We start from the raw sequence: 18,974 nt of genomic DNA on the forward strand, positions 1-18,974 counted from the left end.
AGTGTATTAACCGTCTCTTCCAACTCTTTAACAGCTTCCTGTCCACTTGAGAAAGTCTGCAACAGATCATTAATATCCGTTGTTTGCCTTGCGACTACCTCAAAAATTTCTAATTGCGTTTGTTTATCAAGTTCAGACTTTTCTAGTGGCGAAATATCAGCCAGTAACCCCTCATAAAATTTGTTGGATTCTGTAGCGGGCTTAGTAGATTCTATTAATTTCTTGAGAAGGAGCTGTTTGTACGGTATTGATAATGCATCGTTAAGGAGCAAACCGCGAAGATGTTTAAAATTATTAGCATCTTGGGCCTGTTCAATTAGCCAATCTTTATTCACTAAAAGAGCAACGATGCGTGCATTTTGTTGCTCTGGAGTAGCAGTAGAAAAGTGAGCACAAATGGCATCGAGCAGTTCGCTAACAGTAGTCAATTGTTGGGTAACATTGGCCTCTTCACTCAGAAAATTCTTAAGGGGATTTACCGGGTGCGGGTTACCTAACAATTGAATTAAGATCTCAGTACTTTTTTTACCTGCATTATCCTTTATTGATTTAATAAATTGAGTTAGATAAGTTAGCTGTCCTCTTTCAAGTATATGATTGAGAACGTTTTTTCCTTGCTCATCAGTTTGAGTAAGGAACTGCTGCCATTCAGACTCCGACAAACTGATTTCTTTACCTAATAGAATCAATTCTGATAATGCAACAAAATTTCCTTTCTCTACTGCAATTAGCGCAGGTTTAGCATCAGTTACTTTGGGCGGGATAGCAAGAAATTGTTTAGCGAGACCTGCATCTCTGATTAAATCTAACCACTCGCGAACCCCCCACGTTGCTTCATCTTCAAGGAAAAGATGATAGGGTGACAACCTATCGGGTGGAAAAGTCATTGCTAATATTTTGGTCGCAGTTAACTTATTTTTTGGATTTGACTCGTTATATTTTTGTTCAATCTCATTAAACAGCTTTTTATTACCTAAAACTGCGCAAAGATGAAGTGCCTTACTAATGATAGGTTCGTAGTCAATGCCAGTGAGATGTTGGTATTCTTCAATTGTGGGTAATACACCAAGGATGGTTTTCAATTGTTTTTCGTTATTATTGCGAATAGCAATGTGGAAACAATTACTTGCCCATTTAATATAAGGGGCACTTTGCAGTTGTTCTTTGCCAGGTCCATATTCGGCCAAAGTTAATTTAAAAATTTCAACATCAGAAGCTTCAGCTTTTCGCAGAGCGCTAACTAAACTATTAAACGCCTCCGTCATTCCTAATTCAGCAGCATAATGGAGCAAACCCTGCTGACGAACAAGCTCAACAAAGTCTGTATTCTTCTCTTTTTTTATTTTTTCTAGTAAGCTGGCGAGTATCGCTGTTTTACCATGGGCAATGCATTCCTTGAAAAGGTATTTTCCAGGGGAGCTAGACCCTATGAATTTATCGTTTAACTGATCAGTGAAAAAATTTTCTTCGAAAATCTTTTTTACTTTTTCCTCTTGTTCCTTGGTAGCAGGATAGGTACATAATACTTCCAAACGCCTCAAGCCACCCGGTACTTTTTCTAACAAGTGATCAAACTGACTGATCTTCCCAAGCGCATAATCGTTAAGGATAGTTTGCAAAGTACCTTTTTTTATAAAGTCTTCTTGATGACTCTTATCTTTTAATTTTTCATAGTCCTTTAAACACTCCTGCGCAGCTAGCAATTGTGCTTTTAATTCTTTCTTGGTTAGACCTTGACCTGTTGCAACAGCTTTGTGAACGGTAGTTAAGATTAATTCTATATTGGAAAGAAGTTGTTGTTCAGGACTCGTAGCACCGTTTAATTTGGCTGCTTCTTCTAAATTTAGCTTCAACTTTTGGAGATGACGATAAAGATGGAGAGGCTCACCTTCTCGTCGGTTTGAAGGGATGAACATGACTGCATTTGGATCGTCATAAACTTCAGACGTTTCTAGTGATTTATCACCAATCTCGCTACCACAAGCAAAAAACTCATCGAATCTCTTAGCATTAACAATTGCTAAGCCTGATACAGGGATTTTTCCATCTTCCTCTAAAATGCCAGGAACAATATAGTCAACTACCGCTCGTCCCTTCACTAAAGCAAAATAAGCTTGCCGATTGCAAATACCAAAGAGCATGGTGGTCAATGCCCAATTATCCATAGTGGGATCATTGGTATCGAAAGTCGTATTTAAAGAATTTTCGGTAACATCAGCTGCGACACATTGTTTTTTCCTGTCAGGACCTAATACCGTAGGACTTATATAAGGTAGCGTGCCATTGCGCGCACCATGTAAAATTTCGAGAGTCGGATTTATACCATAAACAATTAAGCCTTTCTTTTCTTTTACAAAACGACCGTTCTTGTCAAAATAAACACCTTCTTTTTGCTCAATCTGATGTTTTTCACCAAATACTTCAACAAAGACTTCAGCCAGCTCTTTCTTGTTCCCGGTGTATGTTTTTTCAAAACCACCTGTAGCCCAGTCAATAAACCTAACCCGGTAACTATTATCTACATTCTGCTTATAAAGAAAATTTTCTGGCTTAATGTCATTATGACTAAAGCCTAATTCTTCGAGATTTTCCGCCTCATCGACTAAAGCCTGCGATAAAGACAGCATTTTTGTTAAAGCCGTTATCTCATCACCACCTCGCTTAGAAGGATCGTGGTATTCAATTTTTATTTTCTGATAAGAGTTTAATATTTCATTTGCAGTACCCGCAAAAGTTTCACCCTGAGCACGCTCGGTTAAAATGATATATTGTTGTGGTGTAGTATCTTTGGCATAAAGCATTCCTTTGGGTCTAGGTTTGTCGCTTTCTAGCCAATACTGCGTTCCTCCAGTAAACGTTCTCTTACTCGCTTTTACTGCTTTAGAGAGATTTTGCAAAATATCACTTTCAACATGATAATAGGGGTCGGGACGAGCAGTAATGGGGCGTGTCTTAAGATTTTGACGACTCGTTTTCGAAAATGTCGGCTCCTCTTCTCGTACATAACCTTTCTTAGTAATTTGATTTAACCCAGATAATAGGCTTTCGACTTCTTTCACCGCACCATATTGGCCTACTCCCAATAGTCTGGAGTGCGTAAAGAGACGTCCTTTTTTCTTTCCCTCACCTACATAAGCAGCATCTAAACCTGCAAAAGGAGCGATCATGCCGCGAGTACCACCATAAGAAAAAATAAATTCTCCATCGGCTGGTTTGATCAGTGAGTAGGGCAGCTTGGTACCTCCTAACTCTATAAACACTTCCTCTTGATAACCATCTTTGCCAACAATTGTAATTTTTTGTCGTGGCTGAGAAGAGTGAGGAATCTTAAATTGCATCTCACTCATTTTGTGAGGAGGTTTAATGTGCTTGGCAATCTGTTGAATAACAGAAAAATAAGCAGCTTCCTCTGCCTTTTTTAAAGCCGGCTTTCCTTTTTGCGTACGCTCAACTAACAGGACCATTTCTGTAGCCATACTACGAATATCCTGTTGTAAGCGAATATCATCCTCTTTAGTTAATCCCAAAGTAGAGACCATATCTCTATATTCGTCTAAAAAGACCTGAGCGATCTCTTCCGCCTTTTCTGGCGCGGACTTGTTAGAGTTGAATGCTATATTTAAAGCCAGTAATCTGTTTTCTCTTTCTTTTGAAACCAGAATTTGTGATTTTTTTATGATCGGCTCAACATGTGCTGGTACCGAACTGATAGGAACAATAGCTAAATTTTCATAAGCTTTAGTAACAGCCGCTTCTAATTCACCGTCTTTTAAGGCTTCCTCAAACTCATTTGCTTTTATTTTTTCCAGTGCTTTACTAATTTTTGGATCATCAGTTACAGTCGGTATTGGCGCAATAAATAGCAATTCCAACAATTTGCGTAATAAAATTTCCTTGTTATTACCTAACTTTAACTTCTTTATTTCTTTTTTATCTGCGTTATCAAATGCTTTCTCCAGCAGATCTACTTGCTGATAGCAGGCAATCCGAAGCTCTTTGCTCATCTTTTCTTGCTCGATTTCGGTTCTTATCTCACTGAAATTTCTTCCTTGCAAATTAATCGCAGCAATATTTTTCTCAAATTCTGTCGCTTTTTTCCTTATCTCACTCAGCAAGCGCTCCGTATCAGATCCCAAGCCTCCGGCTTTTAGAATCACCTCTGTGAGTGCTTTTTCGTCTATTTGATATTGATAGAAATCAACCTTGATTAAATTATTCTCAACACTCACAGTAGGGGTAGAAAATAACCCCTTGAGCTTCTCTTTTACAAGATTTTGCATTTTAAGCAAGTCTTGACCTTTGACTATCGAGGCATTCCCCCTTTTTGCACCCTCTTTTTCAGGTAACGCTTTAATCGCCTCTATAACCTCACATAATCTGCGTTCAGCAGCTGTGGTCTTTGACTTGTATGTTCCCTCCAGGACTGGCTGTGTGAAGGTTTTCTTGGCAGAAATATGACCTTTTGTTAATAGTGTGGCTTCTTGAAATTGCTTCGCACTAAGATGCAATAATGTGGTCTTACCCTTACTTTCAATATGACTGCCTATCTTGGCTTCAAATAGTTTGAAATCTCTAATCCCTATAAGTTCAGATTTCCCATCAGGTTTAATATAATACAGTTCCCGAACTCGGTCCTTTTTGATAAATATATAACTATCTTTATACTCTGCGAGACTATCGGGTAATTTTGACATCAAATGGAGGTCACACCATTCTGTAGTTAGAAAATCTTGTTGCCTTAGTCTGGAGAAGACCTCATCAGAAACGCCCTTGACGGTAAATAATTCAATATCTCGAATATCGCGGGCCCAAAACAAATCACGTTTCAAATTGCTTTGCATTATTTGAACGTATTCTCTGCGGTCTTCTTGACCAAATCTTAACTTATGAAAGAGCGCTTTTCTTGCTATAAAAGCAGAAGCCTTCGTTTCATCGCCCCAAGCCTCATCTTCGCTGATTTTCGCTTTATCCTCTATTTCAACAAGCAAATCACCAATTGATTTGCCATCAAGCGCTTTATACTGACTTAAACTATCAATGACATCTGATGAACCAACAGAAGGTATTTTAGAACTCAGTAAAAGCAAGAAATCCTGATATTGTCCATAAGGTGAGGACCATCCCGAGACATTTACTTTCTTAGTCTCATGGCGAACAATTTCATAAATACCCATTTGCACCAATCTTTTGGCTTGGTTACGCAAATGAACATCTTTTTCTTTTTCATAGATTATAATTGCGTGCTCTACCATATCCTTGAGATCTTCGAGTAATAGGGTTTGCAACTGCTTTTCTTGCTCTTTTTGACCCAGTCTAGAAAGTATTTCGGTATAAAAACGAGTTTGTTGTTTTTTAATGAAGAGAGGGGCATCGGAAAGAGTTTCGGATAAATGCTTGATATTTATGAAATAACTTGCAAATTTCTGTGTGAATTTTTCAATTACTGGAGTCGAAGTCTCCAACTCCAATTTTTCATCCATAAGCTCTTTAAGCTCTTCTAGGCGCAAACTTAGTTGTGCTGCATTGTCTGCTAGTTTTTCTTTATAAAGCTGTAATTGTTTAGCAACCAATTCGTTTTCTGGCATTTGCTCAGATACTGAAGCCATCTTATCTTTAAGATGTTGCAACTCTTGCTCCAATTCATCGTGAGCAAAGGAAAGCAATGCATGCTTAAGAAATTTTGCGTCTTCATCAGAAAAATTAATTGAATGAATACCAGCGAGGAATTTTTTACAATAGGCCATTATTAAAATCCAGTGATTATTTTCTTCCGTTTCTGCAGATAAAATAATCATAGCGTCCAATTATTAAGGAAGCCTTAAGAAATGAGGCTTTTGAAGAAAATCTCCTTAATCTTTAATAAATTAACTTTCTATTAATCAAATAATTATCAACCAAAAACCTCCCGTTACAATTCATTACAAATTGGTAACATTAACCCAAAAAAAAATTGAAAATTTTTTATCATTTAATTAGACTCAAAATAGAACATTTTTGTATCGAATTTACATATCTTTACAATAATAAAGCAAGGACTTATACAGCTCCATAAATCAAAAAATTGACTGAAATTAACCGAAATTTGGCATTTAAAGGCATTTGAAACTTTTTTGTCGGATAACGAACATTATTTCATAAATGCGCAAACATTTTTAAGAGACCAGCCTACAATATTTAAGTCAATTTTCTACCTTAAATGACAATGAATATACAGTTTTAGTAACTTAATCTATTACAATTGCTTATTATAGGTTGCTATTGCGGCAGCAATTACTGCAGCCTTATGGTGAGGCAATGATTTATTCGAATAACGCAGCCACTCTGGGTGAGCGTCTACTAAAGCAGTAGTCAATAAACCCTGTTGAAACTCTTCTGATTTTAACATTTCCAAATAATAAGGTATGGTAGTTTTTACACCAAAAACACGCATCTCTTCCAAAGCTCGGCATGAACGGCGCAAAACAGACGGCCAATCAAGGCCCCAGACGGTCAACTTGGCGCAGAGGGAATCATAGTCAGGAGGAATAGTATAACCTGTATAAATAGCACTATCCGTGCGAACACCAGGCCCGCCCGGGGCATAGTAGCGCGTTATGCGGCCAAAACTTGGTAAAAAATCGTTCTGTGGGTCTTCCGCATTAATACGGAATTCAATTGCAAATCCTTGGCGCGTAATTTGTTCCTGCGTCATCGCAAGTTTTTCTCCAGCAGCTATACGAATTTGCTCCTGTACAAGATCAACTCCTGTAATTTGTTCAGTGACGGGATGCTCAACTTGCAGACGTGTATTCATTTCCAAAAAATAGGGTTGATTTTGCTCATCCAAAATAAACTCAACAGTACCTGCATTCGTATAACCAACAGCAGAGGCAGCCTTTACAGCATAATCATAGAGAATTTGCCGAGTTTTATCCTCTAATTGCACTGACGGTGCTATTTCTACTAATTTTTGATGTCTCCGTTGCACAGAACAATCACGCTCAAATAAGTGTAGTAGCGTACCATAGTTATCACCAAGAATTTGCACCTCAATATGTCGAGGATTAACAATAAATTTCTCCATAAAAACATTGGAATTCCCAAAAGCTTTGCCCGCTTCAGATTGTACGCGTGCGTATTGCTGCCTAACTTGTTCTGCATCAAAACAAAGACGAATCCCACGACCACCGCCACCAAAAGTCGCTTTAAGCATGACGGGATAACCTAACTTATCAGCACATATTATTGCTTCCTCGATCGTTTCTAAATTCCCTTCACTACCAGGAATAACGGGAATCCCTGCTTCTTGCATAGCTTTTCTTGCAGCAATTTTTGACCCCATGGTGGCAATCACTTTTGCCGATGGGCCAATAAACACTATGCCTGCTTTTTCACAAGCCGCAGCAAAATCGGGATTTTCAGATAAAAAACCATAACCAGGATGAATCGCTTCACAACCAGCAGCTTTAGCACACTCAATAATACGATACCCATTTAGGTATGCCTCCAAGGGCTTTTTACTGAGGCAATGAGAATGCGAGCCGCGTTTAACATGTAGCGCATATCTATCAGCTACACTATGAATGGTGACTGGCTCCATTCCCATCTCCTTACAGGCGCGTACTATACGTAAAGCGATTTCCCCACGATTACTTACAAGAATCTTTTTAAACATCCCTGCCTCTTATAACTGAGTTTGATATAACTTAGATAGTTGATTTATTCGCAAATCGCCAATGGCTAAAAAGACGCTAATCCATTGGATTATCTATTTTTTCAGTATATACCGACGATTAAATGATTTGCTAATTTTAAAGACTGCAATCATCGTGCTGCAAGATCTTTAGTTATACTTTAATTTTAGGCATATAATAACCATGCACCCAAATAGTAATTTTCAATCTTTTTCATGACTATCTTTGTCATAAATATTCATTTTAAATAAGGCTATAATTAAGCTACAGGGAATAGTAGCACCTAATATTTAATAGACTTCCAAACAGCTGCAGAGAAAGAAGTACGAAGAGAAACGGCGCGCAAACCGCATAACATCAATACATGTGGATTCGAGCAACGAAGAAATTCTTTACTGCAGTAGAGTTGGTAGTTGAGGGCTGTGATCAATGGGATTAAAAAACAGCAGCAAAGCAGCCTTAACTCAAGAAGAGAAGCCTCTTCAAACTTTGTCATCGAATAAAATCTTAGGTGACCAAATTCGTTTGCTCTACGATCAAAACCCATTTGGCATCACCGCCCAATGTGGCGCTGCTCTTTTACTTGTAGTTGCAATTTGGTCTGTCACTAATCATCAAATGCTATTTGGCTGGTTAATTTACATGTTACTGATCTGCATTTTATGGTTCATCGTTGCCATTTCTTACAAAGTAAAAAGAATGCTTTATGAGCCAAAAACTTGGTTAAACCTGTTTGCAATTTTTACTTTTTTCTCTGGTTGCGGGTGGGGATTTGCTGGTTCAATTTTGATGCCCATAGAAAGCCTTGTCCACCAAAGCTTTATGGTAATGCTTCTCTTCGGGATAACAGCAGGTTCTCTCTCATTTTTTTCTCCTGTCGTTTCTGTTTATGCACTTTTTCTTTTCCCCGCTTTTATTCCCTTCAACATTTGGCTATTTTGGCAAGGTAGTATCTATATTCTTTTAGGATTTTGCGGCCTTATTTACATGCCGATAGTTTTTATTAGCTGTTATTACTCCAATAAATTTTTAATCCATTCTCTTTCTTTACATTATCAAAATATTGATCTTGACACTCTTAACCAATTACTAGAGCGTCTTGTTAGCAAGCGTACCCGCGAACTGGAAAAATCACTGGCCATTACTAAATCAACCTTAGAATCAACTGCCGAGGGCATATTAGTCATTGATTTAAAAGGGAAGATTGAGTACTTCAATCAGAATTTTATTAATATGTGGAAGCTGCCTTCAGAGTTTAATACTAAATCAGATCTTTTTATTTTTATTGATGAAATCTTAAGACAACTGCGCTCCCCTAAAGAATTTCTTCTAAAGATTGATGAAATTAGGGAAAATCCTGAGCAAGAAAGTTATCACGAAGTAATACTCAACACAGAAAATACTTTCGAATGGCACTCAAAACCTCACAAACTTCGACATACCACTGTAGGTTATGTATGGAGCTTCCGTGATATAACCTTGCGCAAACAAATGGAGAAACAACTTGCTTATCAAGCAAATCATGATCTTTTAACGGGGTTACCAAATCGAACTTTACTTTATGACCGCATTAATCAAGCCATTGCTTATGCAAAACGTTATGAAAGTCAATTAGCTGTCTTTTTTCTTGATATTGATAACTTCAAATTAATCAATGACAACCTTGGCCATAATGCCGGTGATATTTTGCTACAAAAAATAGCTAGACGACTAATTTTGTGTACCCGCCAAAGTGACACCGTTTCGCGTTTTGGTGGCGATGAGTTTGTTATTTTATTTATTCTTAATGAAGATGATGATATTACACAACTTTCGCAAAAAATACTGAGCCGTCTTGTTAAACCAATACAATTAATTAATCATGAAATTGTAGTGAACGCTAGCATTGGGGCAAGTATTTTTCCTTTTCATGGAAATGACCCCGCAACGCTTCTTAAAAATGCCGACATGGCAATGTATATAGCGAAAAAAGAGCGCAATAATTTCCGACTCTTTGATGAAACCATTAATGAGCACACGAAAAAGAGCCTCGAAATGCAAATGGAGTTACGAAGCGCATTGATGTCAAAGGAATTTTATCTGCTTTATCAGCCAACCATTGATTTAAGAACAGGGGAAATTATTGGTGTTGAAGCACTAGTACGGTGGAACCATCCTACGAAAGGAATCATCCATCCTTTAGAGTTTATTCCTACTGCAGAACAGTCAAAAATAATTATTCCTCTTGGGGAATGGATTTTTTCAAGTGCTTGCTTCCAAAATAAAGCCTGGCAAAAAAAGGGGCTTAGGCCCTTGCGCCTTGCCGTAAATGTTTCCGGAATTCAGTTATTAAGAGATAATTTTGTTGAGTTTATTGAATTCACTTTAGAGCATTCGCAGCTTGATCCCCAATATATTGAATTAGAATTAACTGAAAGCACCATCATGGATAACAAAAAGCAAAATTTGTATAAGCTCAACCAATTGAAAGATTTGGGAATCAACCTAACCATTGATGATTTTGGTACAGGTTATTCCAGCTTAAATTATTTAAGAGCATTTCCAGTCAGTAAGCTTAAAATTGATCAGTCATTTGTTCAGGATTGTATTAGCGATCACAACAATGCCTCAATTATTGAAGCAATCATCGCAATGGGGCATAGCCTTAAACTGCGAGTTCTGGCCGAAGGAATTGAAACTTTGGAACAATTGCAATTCTTAAAAGATTGTCAATGCGACGAAGGACAAGGCTTTTTTTATGGCCATCCCATGCATCCTGATGCCTTTGCTAAATTGCTCGCAAAAAATTCAAGGTATATTTTTGAGTGATAATGTCACCATTTAGTTACCCGAGCCAGAGCTTCCTTTGCAAGCGTAAGTCGTTTTTCAATTTCACCTAATTCACTTTTTAAACTTAAACTCAATCGCTCATCCTTTTGCTCTAAACGCTTGACTATTGCCTGCTGTTGTAACTCAAGCACGCTAATTTCTTTCTCTACATTTTCCACGAAAGTCTTGCGAGTAGTAATCATCTGGAGAGAGCATTTGGTTTTCTGCGATGAATTCCTTTCTAAAGAACACAAAGCAACTAACACATTTATTTTTTGTTCAATCCGTTGTGCAAGATAATAACCAGTATACTCACTTTGATGCTTGGCTAAGGTTTTAAGATCGGCTTTGATATCCTCTATAAAAGCTGAAGGCTCAGCTTCTTCTGGCAAACGAAACAGACCTCTGGGCAAATTTTTTGTTGGAAACACGTGCCTTATTGTACTCATTTTCCATTCTAATTCAGGCAAACGAGCTTCCAACTCTTTTAGGGAGGAGTGAATACTCATCACAAGGAATTATGCAGCAGCTACATCGGTCTCCAGTTCAACGGTAGGAGCACGTCGCGCCAAGAACCAAGAACTGACGAAGGGAGGTAAGCACATAACGATTAAGCCCACAATCAAAGTTAGCTCATAACGACTAACAGAACCAACATTAATTCCTTCAGGAGGCATGAAACTAACTACTAGTGTTGCTAAACAACCAATAAGACCAACACCCCCTACTATCCCCATGCCAACCATACCACCAGGAATTCGGAAAGTACGAGGATGATCTGGAGCGCTGATGCGTAATTTAAAAGCGGCCAAGAACATGAGCAAATACATCAACATATAAAGTTGTGCGGCTAAGGCTGTTAACAACCAATATGAACCATTTACAGAGGGCATAAATAAAAATAAGGTAGAAAGAATTGTTACAATTACCGCTTGGGTAATTAGCATAGTCACTGGAGCACCATTGCGATTTGCTTTTTGAAACAGTTCTGGCAAATTCCCGTCTTCTGCGGCAACTAATAAGCCTTTGGTTGGCGCTATAATCCAATTACTAACACCACCTAAGCCGCCCAATACCAACATAACGGCAACCACCGGCATGAACCAGGTTAAGTGGTATCTGGCAAAAAAGGCATCGAAAGCCTGCATAATTCCGGCAACCAAATTGATTTCATGCTGAGGCAATACCACTGCAATGGCTAATGAACCTAAAATCAACGTACTTAAAATAATGAGAACTGAATAAATTAATGCGCGAGGAAATGCATGCTGAGGATTGTTGACATCATTCGCATGCACCGTTGCAATTTCAATCCCACAAAAAGACATCATGATAGCTGTTAAGGATACCCACATTGATCTGTCTTGCCAATGAGGACTAATACTCTGCGAATCAAATTGAACCTGCAAAGGGTTACCACCTATGATCCATGCCGCTCCGAGACCTATAATCAGAGCCATTGGCAACAATAGTCCAGAAAGGGCGCAAATGTTACTGAATAACGCAGAAGAGCGCATACCGCGCAAGTTAACTAATGTTGCTCCCCAAAATGCACTAATAATGACTAACCAAAGAAAATAAGGATTATTAGCCATCGAGGGATTAATCAAATATCCAATCGTTCCTGCAACAAAAGATAGAATTGTGGGATACCAGATTACATTCTCAATCCACTGCAACCAAATTGCAAGGAATCCAGTTTTTTTACCAAAAGCTTCTTTGACCCAAATGTAAATTCCACCCTGCTTAGCCCAACCGGAAGCTAATTCAGCAGAGACCAAGGCTGTTGGAATCAAAAAGAACAAAGCGCCTAAAATAAAAAAAGATATCAACTGGCTACCAAACAAAGCGGTGGCAGGTAAGTTTCGAATACTGTCGACAGAGCCAACCGTAATCATAGTCAGACTAAAAATGGTTAACGCGTGCTTTCTACTGCTCATTGCATTCCTTCTCTGCGGTTCCAAATACTTGCAAAAGGTTATTGTAACGGGACAAGCTTAAGATAACCTTAATAATCGTGTAAAAACTAAACAAAAACTGCTTTACTCTACGACACTCTGACAGTTTTGTAAATTGGAAATAATTTTCAACAAAAAAACTAACCTTTCTCAGTTAAAAATAAAAGCTAAAACCGAAAATAGACATACTGTTGCATAAATTTAAACAATCGGCATAATTACCAATCACAGTTAATTCATAACTAGTTGTTTAAGGAAAACCGTATGAAAACTTGGCCTAACGATAGAAGAATATCCGCCATCGAAGAACTCCATGCTTTAAATACAAGAGAATCATTAGAGGCAAACACAAATAAATTATCAATCCTTGCTAATTTACCGACTAATCCCACTATTGTGGACTTAGGGATGGGGCAAGGTAATTTTTTGATTGACCTAGCATGCCATTTAAAAAAACGAGCAAAGCTAATAGGTGTATCGGCTTCTCCAGCAGAAATTAATTGGGAGCAATGTCGTTATGCTGGCGTTGAAATTGTAAAGGGAAAGTTACCTCATGAACCCAATGTTCGTGAATTTCTAAAAACTTATGCAGGAAAAGTCGATAGAGTATTTGATACTTATGGTCCTGCAACCTATGCTCAAAATCCATTACATAGTTTAATTTTCGCAGCATTTCTTTTAAAACCTCAAGGCGAATTTTCTGCTATCAGTTCAACAGATAATCAGGGTCATACTGTTTTTGGGGATAAAGAAACACAACAAAAGCTGGTTGAGTTCTTTCAAAAAGAACTTGGTATAACAATTCACTTTCAATTCACCGCAATCAAATCTCGCGTTACTCCAGGTGCAATTAATGAAGACTTACTCATTCATTTTACTCGAGATAGTAGGGATTTAAGTGTTTCTGATTACCTCAAATTGTGTAGAAAGGCAGATAAGGTTATTGGTATCCCTGTTCTTAGTAATCCAAGTTGGTATCAATATGGTGAATTTAGTATTGCACCCCGCCAATATCGAATTTTTACATCTCTGCCTGAGAAAAAAGTTAAATTGTTACCCCAGGAGGAAGAGAGGCATTCATCATTTTCACACAATTTTATCTAAAGGGTAGTTTCATGCAAACACTTTGCCCTTAATCAATAACTTGGTAGGATAAGGAAAGCATTCACGGAGATATGTTCATAATGCGACAGGGACTACTTACTTTCTTCATCGGATTAGCTGTTTTTCTTTTTTCCTTATCAAGTCATTCTGAAAACAAAGAAAAAGCTCTTTTTTGCCGCAATGCCACTACTCTTTTTACTAATGCAACATTTATTACTTTAGATCCCAAACAACCTCTTGCCTCAGCCGTAGCTGTCAGTCAGCAACGTTTGTTAGCCGTTGGTGATAAGAGTATTTTAATGGCGAATTGTCGTGGTAAAGATACTCAGTTTATTGATTTAAAAGGAGCTTTTGTAATTCCTGGTTTTATTGACACCCACTCGCAGTTTCTTCTTTATGGCTGGCTTGCGGAGTATGCTCTTGATTTGTCTACAACCAATGTTTTTCAGCGCCCTGATTGGCATGAAATAAAAACAACGGATGCATTTTTAGAGGCTTTGAAAAATAGAGCACCTTCGTACAATGGTTGGGTAATTGTAAATGGCTACGATCCTATCCGAATTAAAGGTACTCCCTTAGATCAAACTATGCTCAATAACTTGTCTAGCAATACTCCTGTCATTGTCTTTTACTCCTCCGGTAATCAAGCTCTTCTCAATCAGGCAGCAGTCCAGAAAATTGCCACTTTAAGCGACACAAAAAAAATCAGCATTGCTAAGAGTGGCATTATCCGTGATAAATCATTGCAACTGTTATTAACTCAATTAATCGATAAAGAGAATGCAACCAAAGCCATAAAAAATGCAGCAAGGTTCTATGCACAGCAAGGCTATACTACTGTGACTGAAGCAATGGTTAATTCAGTTTGGATTCCCAGTTATGAGCTACTAACGACACAATCTGATTTCCCAATCGATGTGATCTTGACGCCACCTACTATCGCAGAAAAAAAGCGCATGGATCTAACCTATCAAGATAATCCTCGTTTATATGCTGGCCCTGTTCTTATTCAATTAGATGGTGCGGCGCAGGATGAAGCTGCCTTTTTTACTTCCCCAAGTCTGCAACACACTGTCTCTAATAACAATAGCTGGCCCGCATCTCTTAAAAAATCACCACGAGAATTAGAAACTATCCTTACAACATCGAATAAAGAAAAGACACCTGTAGCCATAGAGTGTAATGGTGATGCAGCCATCGATTTGGCTTTAAATATTATTGGCAAAGTGCAGCGCAGTTTAAACTCGTCTCCATTCCATACGATCATTATTAACGCCCCCTTCGCCCGTCAAGATCAACTGCAAAGAATGCAGCAATTAGGGGTTAAAGTAAGCTGGTTTGCCCCTCATTTTTACTATTGGGGTAATCTGCTATGTGGTATTGTTGCACCTTCCCAAGAAGGCTACACTGGTATTCCTTTAGCTAGCGCTCAAAAAATTATGAATAACTTAAGCGTGCAAGCTAACTCGCCATCAACACCACCAGTCCCCTTGCAAATGATAAGAATACTCAGTACGGGTGAAACACAAAATTGGTTACCGGCAGATAATCAATGCTCAAAAGAAAATTCAACCAATGAACAAATTACGCTTCCTATCGCTCTAAAAGCATTAACTTTAGATGCCGCATTGCTTTATGGCATTGAGAATGATAAAGGTTCACTAGTACCAGGGAAATTGGCTGATATGACTCTACTTAGCAGCAACCCCTTACAAGCTAACGATCTCCAAAAGATTAAGGTTTTAGGGACGATATCTCGAGGAGTTCTGCACCTTAATGAATAATGGCCTTCTTTTTCATGTTTTTATCTTTCTTGCAGCCGCTTGCGTTGTTGTACCACTCGCCAGTCGTTTTAAGCTAGGCTCAGTTCTAGGCTATCTTATTATAGGAATATTAATAGGCCCCTTTGGTTTCAATCTAATCGCCAATGCCGAACAAATCATGCATTTTGCTGAATTTGGCGTCATTATGATGCTTTTTCTTATTGGGTTAGAATTAGAGCCTCCCATGCTATGGAAATTGCGTAAAGCCATCCTTGGGTTAGGAGGATTGCAAATAATCCTTACTACCAGTCTTTTGATGGGGCTTGCTCTTCTTCTTGGATATGATTGGCGCGTGAGTTTGGCGATCAGCATGGCTTTATCACTCTCTTCAACCGCCCTGGTACTACAAATACTTCAAGAAAAGAATTTAATGCGTACAGCTACAGGAGAAACGTCCTTCGCAGTACTACTTTTTCAGGACATTGCTGTTATCCCCATTCTTATCATAATGCCTATGCTGACAAGTCCCGGCACAGCAACAGAAATCATCGCCACTGATAGTGCTACGCTCACGGGATGGGCACATGCAGGTTTGATTGCTGGTATCATTGCCGCAGTAGTTCTAATCGGCCATTATTTTTCTCGTCACTTCTTCTACATTGTTGCGCAAACCAATTTGCGCGAGGTTTTTACGGCCACTTCTTTAGCTCTCATTGTTGGAATTACTTTACTAATGGAAACAGTGGGAGTTTCTCCAGGGCTTGGGGCTTTTGTGGCAGGTGTTGTATTAGCAAACTCTGAATACAAACGCACACTAGAAACAGATATCGAACCGTTTAAGGGTTTACTTTTAGGACTATTTTTTATTTCGGTAGGCATGAGCATGAATTTTCATATTCTAGCCGCAGAGCCAGTAAGACTCTTAAGCATAACTCTTGGCTTTATTTTTATTAAAACACTTATTCTTCTAGTCTTAGGACGTTATTTTGGACTTAGTAAATTACAAAGCATAGCTTTTGCTTTGGTACTGTCACAAGGCAGTGAATTTGCATTTGTTTTGTTTCAATTTGCCAATGCCACCCGCGTAATTGATAACCAAGCAGCCAGTTTCTTCACATTGGCCGTTGCACTTTCCATGGCGACTACCCCCTTCTTAATTTTAATTTATCAGCATATCATCGTTCCCCGCTTCTTAAGCGTATTGCCTCCACGTAAATTTGATGTCATCGATCAAAAACAGCCTATTATCCTTGCCGGTTATGGTCGTTTCGGGCAAATTATTGGCCGCTTCCTAAATGCTCAGGGTGTAGAATTAACCGTTTTAGAAAAGGATCCAGAGCAAATTGAACTTTTACGAAAATTTGGTGTCAAAGGTTATTTTGGCGATGCATCCAGACTTGATTTACTTAAAAATGCGGGAGCCAAGCAAGCTAAACTACTTATTATTGCAGTTGATGATCCCGATACATGCTTAGAGATAGTTAAATTGGCGAAACAGGAATTTCCACAATTGAAAATTTATTCTAGAGCGCGTAATCGTCGACATGCTTATGAATTATATAAAGCAGGCGTTAATTATTTCAAACGTGAAACCTTCGACTCCTCCTTAACCATGGCTCAGGAGATCATGAAATTTTTGGGCTACAGTGAAAAAAGCCTGAAAAAAAAAGCTCAAGCCTTTACGCAACACGATGATATCACTCTACAAAAATCATTCGATTTTTTTGAAAAAGAACATGAGCTAATTAGTTTTTCACAGCAAGCTCGTGGTGAATTAGAGAGTATTCTTCAGGATGATCAAAACAATTAACTACTAAGTACATATGATTAAGGTAGACGCAGATGCATCTACCTTAATCATTATTTTTATCTCTTTTGGTTGAAACGTGCAACACTTGAGATTATCTCTTGACGAGCAGCCTCAGGTCCTTCCCAACCATTGAGCTTAACCCATTTTCCTTCCTCTAAATCTTTATAATGTTGGAAGAAATGTTCCAGGGATAACAGTAGATGACGTGGTAAGTCACTGTAGGTTTCAACCGACTCATACATTTTCGTTAATTTGTTGGTAGGAACAGCCAATAATTTAGCATCAACCCCTGCTTCATCCGTCATTTTAAGCATACCCACAACACGACAAGGAATGACTGCTCCATTAATTAGCGGAACTGGAGTAACAACTAACACATCTACAGGATCCCCATCCTCAGATAACGTATTAGGGATATAGCCATAATTAGCAGGATAATACATTGCTGTCGTCATAAAGCGATCTACGAATAGCGCCCCACTTTCTTTATTCACTTCATATTTCACCGGCTCCCCATGCATGGGGATTTCTATAATGACATTGATTTCATTTGGTATATCACGACCACTATTAATATGCATTAAGTCCATTTTAGTACCCAGATTTTAATTAATTTAATGACGCGCTATTATGCGCAAAACAGCCTTAAAAGGCAAAATTAACCGTTGCAGGTACAATTTTTGCCTTTATTACAGTTAGTTATGTTCTTGGTTTCGCTATTGCAAACATCTATAAAAATGCTAATTTACGAACCACAGCTAAAGATATCAGGAACACTTTTTTATCACGACTAACTCGAGGTATAATTCCACGTTATGCCAAAACCATCAGGATGATTATGAGCTGCTTATTTTGTAAAATTGCTTCGGGAGAAATTAAGTCTAATATTGTTTTTGAGACTCCAGAACTTATCGTGATTCGCGATATTAAACCCCAAGCTCCAACGCATCTCTTGCTGCTCCCGAAGAAGCATATTGCTACTATAAATGATGCAGACAGTCAAGATGAGCAATTGTTAGGTCGTATGATACTTACGGCCAAAAACATGGCGAAAGCCGAGCAACTGAGCGAGGATGGATATCGATTGGTTTTTAATGTTAATTCGAGTGGCGGGCAGGAAGTTTACCACATTCATTTACATCTACTAGGTGGCCGACAGATGACTTGGCCCCCAGGCTAGGATCCATACAATGCAGGAACTATATAAAAAAATATTAGAAAGAATTGGCGAAGATCCAGAACGAGAAGGGTTACGTGATACTCCAGAGAGAGCAGCTAATGCGCTGATTTATCTTACTAAAGGTTATAATGAGCGACTTGATGAAATAATCAATGATGCCCTGTTCGAATCCGACATGAGTGAAATGGTTATTGTACGGGATATAGAAATGTATTCCATGTGCGAACATCACTTACTTCCATTTCTTGGGAAATGTCATGTAGGTTATTTACCTAACGGCAAGGTATTGGGCCTTTCTAAAGTAGCTCGCATTGTCGACTATTTTGCACGGCGATTACAAATTCAAGAGCGATTAACCGCAGAAATTGCTAACTGTATCGAATCAATTACTGGCGCTCGCGGGGTAGCTGTAGTTGTGGAGGCCAAACATCTTTGCATGATGATGCGTGGTGTAGAAAAACAAAATTCCATCATGACTACTTCAGTCATGTTAGGAGAAATGCGCAATAATCCTTCGAGCAGAAGTGAATTTCTGCAATTAATCCATTCTTAAGTCCTAACTCTACAAACGGTCTTGGTAGCTTCCCTATCAAGACTATAAGTTCATATCCAACCGAAGCGGCCTTGATATCTTTGAATCTACATAGTTATCAAACCCAAACTTATAGTTCATCTTAA

General features: G+C 38.4%; 10 protein-coding genes and 1 pseudogene. 6 read left to right on the forward strand and 5 right to left on the reverse strand.

All coding sequences use genetic code 11. The features are described from left to right. A pseudogene (locus Lbru_RS14835) lies at positions 1–5,795 on the reverse strand (hypothetical protein); the annotation flags it as partial. A 437-nt stretch (positions 5,796–6,232) separates the two neighbouring features. Further along, positions 6,233–7,654: an acetyl-CoA carboxylase biotin carboxylase subunit gene (locus Lbru_RS14840; RefSeq protein WP_058442911.1), complete on the reverse strand. Its 1,422-nt coding sequence runs from the start codon at positions 7,652–7,654 to the stop codon at positions 6,233–6,235. A 448-nt stretch (positions 7,655–8,102) separates the two neighbouring features. Between Lbru_RS14840 and Lbru_RS14845 the strand changes: the two genes are divergently transcribed. Continuing rightward, on the forward strand, positions 8,103–10,481 hold the full coding sequence (locus tag Lbru_RS14845; RefSeq protein WP_238583901.1) for an EAL domain-containing protein: 2,379 nt from the start codon (positions 8,103–8,105) through the stop codon (positions 10,479–10,481). A gap of 5 nt (positions 10,482–10,486) precedes the next feature. Here Lbru_RS14845 and Lbru_RS14850 read toward each other — a convergent pair whose 3' ends face one another. Both Lbru_RS14850 and Lbru_RS14855 read right to left on the reverse strand, forming a co-directional pair. After that, complete coding sequence (locus Lbru_RS14850; protein ID WP_420795338.1) at positions 10,487–10,993, reverse strand: hypothetical protein; 507 nt, start codon at positions 10,991–10,993, stop codon at positions 10,487–10,489. 6 nt (positions 10,994–10,999) lie between these two features. Next, complete coding sequence (locus tag Lbru_RS14855) at positions 11,000–12,421, reverse strand: APC family permease (RefSeq protein WP_058442913.1); 1,422 nt, start codon at positions 12,419–12,421, stop codon at positions 11,000–11,002. 282 nt (positions 12,422–12,703) lie between these two features. Between Lbru_RS14855 and Lbru_RS14860 the strand changes: the two genes are divergently transcribed. From Lbru_RS14860 to Lbru_RS14870, 3 genes are all read left to right on the forward strand, one after another. Then, positions 12,704–13,543: a class I SAM-dependent methyltransferase gene (locus Lbru_RS14860; RefSeq protein ID WP_058442914.1), complete on the forward strand. Its 840-nt coding sequence runs from the start codon at positions 12,704–12,706 to the stop codon at positions 13,541–13,543. Between the two features lie 71 nt (positions 13,544–13,614). Then, positions 13,615–15,327 (forward strand): amidohydrolase, encoded by a 1,713-nt coding sequence (locus Lbru_RS14865; protein WP_083500938.1) that lies wholly within the window; start codon positions 13,615–13,617, stop codon positions 15,325–15,327. After that, positions 15,320–17,116 carry a monovalent cation:proton antiporter-2 (CPA2) family protein gene (locus Lbru_RS14870; RefSeq protein ID WP_058442916.1) on the forward strand — a complete coding sequence of 599 codons (1,797 nt, stop codon included), beginning with the start codon at positions 15,320–15,322 and terminating at the stop codon, positions 17,114–17,116. The genes Lbru_RS14865 and Lbru_RS14870 overlap by 8 nt, the downstream gene beginning before the upstream one ends. A 56-nt stretch (positions 17,117–17,172) precedes the next feature. Here Lbru_RS14870 and ppa read toward each other — a convergent pair whose 3' ends face one another. Beyond that, entirely contained in the window at positions 17,173–17,706 is a 534-nt protein-coding gene (gene ppa, locus Lbru_RS14875; protein ID WP_058442917.1) for an inorganic diphosphatase, read from the reverse strand. A gap of 248 nt (positions 17,707–17,954) precedes the next feature. On the opposite strand from ppa, the gene Lbru_RS14880 reads away from it, so the two are divergent. Continuing rightward, the gene (locus Lbru_RS14880; protein ID WP_058442918.1) at positions 17,955–18,296 is read left to right on the forward strand and encodes a histidine triad nucleotide-binding protein; all 342 of its coding nucleotides are present in this window, start codon (positions 17,955–17,957) and stop codon (positions 18,294–18,296) included. A 10-nt stretch (positions 18,297–18,306) separates the two neighbouring features. Next, positions 18,307–18,849, forward strand: a complete 543-nt coding sequence (folE, locus tag Lbru_RS14885) for a GTP cyclohydrolase I FolE (protein WP_058442919.1) — start codon at positions 18,307–18,309, stop codon at positions 18,847–18,849. Positions 18,850–18,974: the final 125 nt, after the last annotated feature.

The organism is Legionella brunensis (assembly GCF_001467025.1).
GTDB lineage: Bacteria > Pseudomonadota > Gammaproteobacteria > Legionellales > Legionellaceae > Tatlockia > Tatlockia brunensis.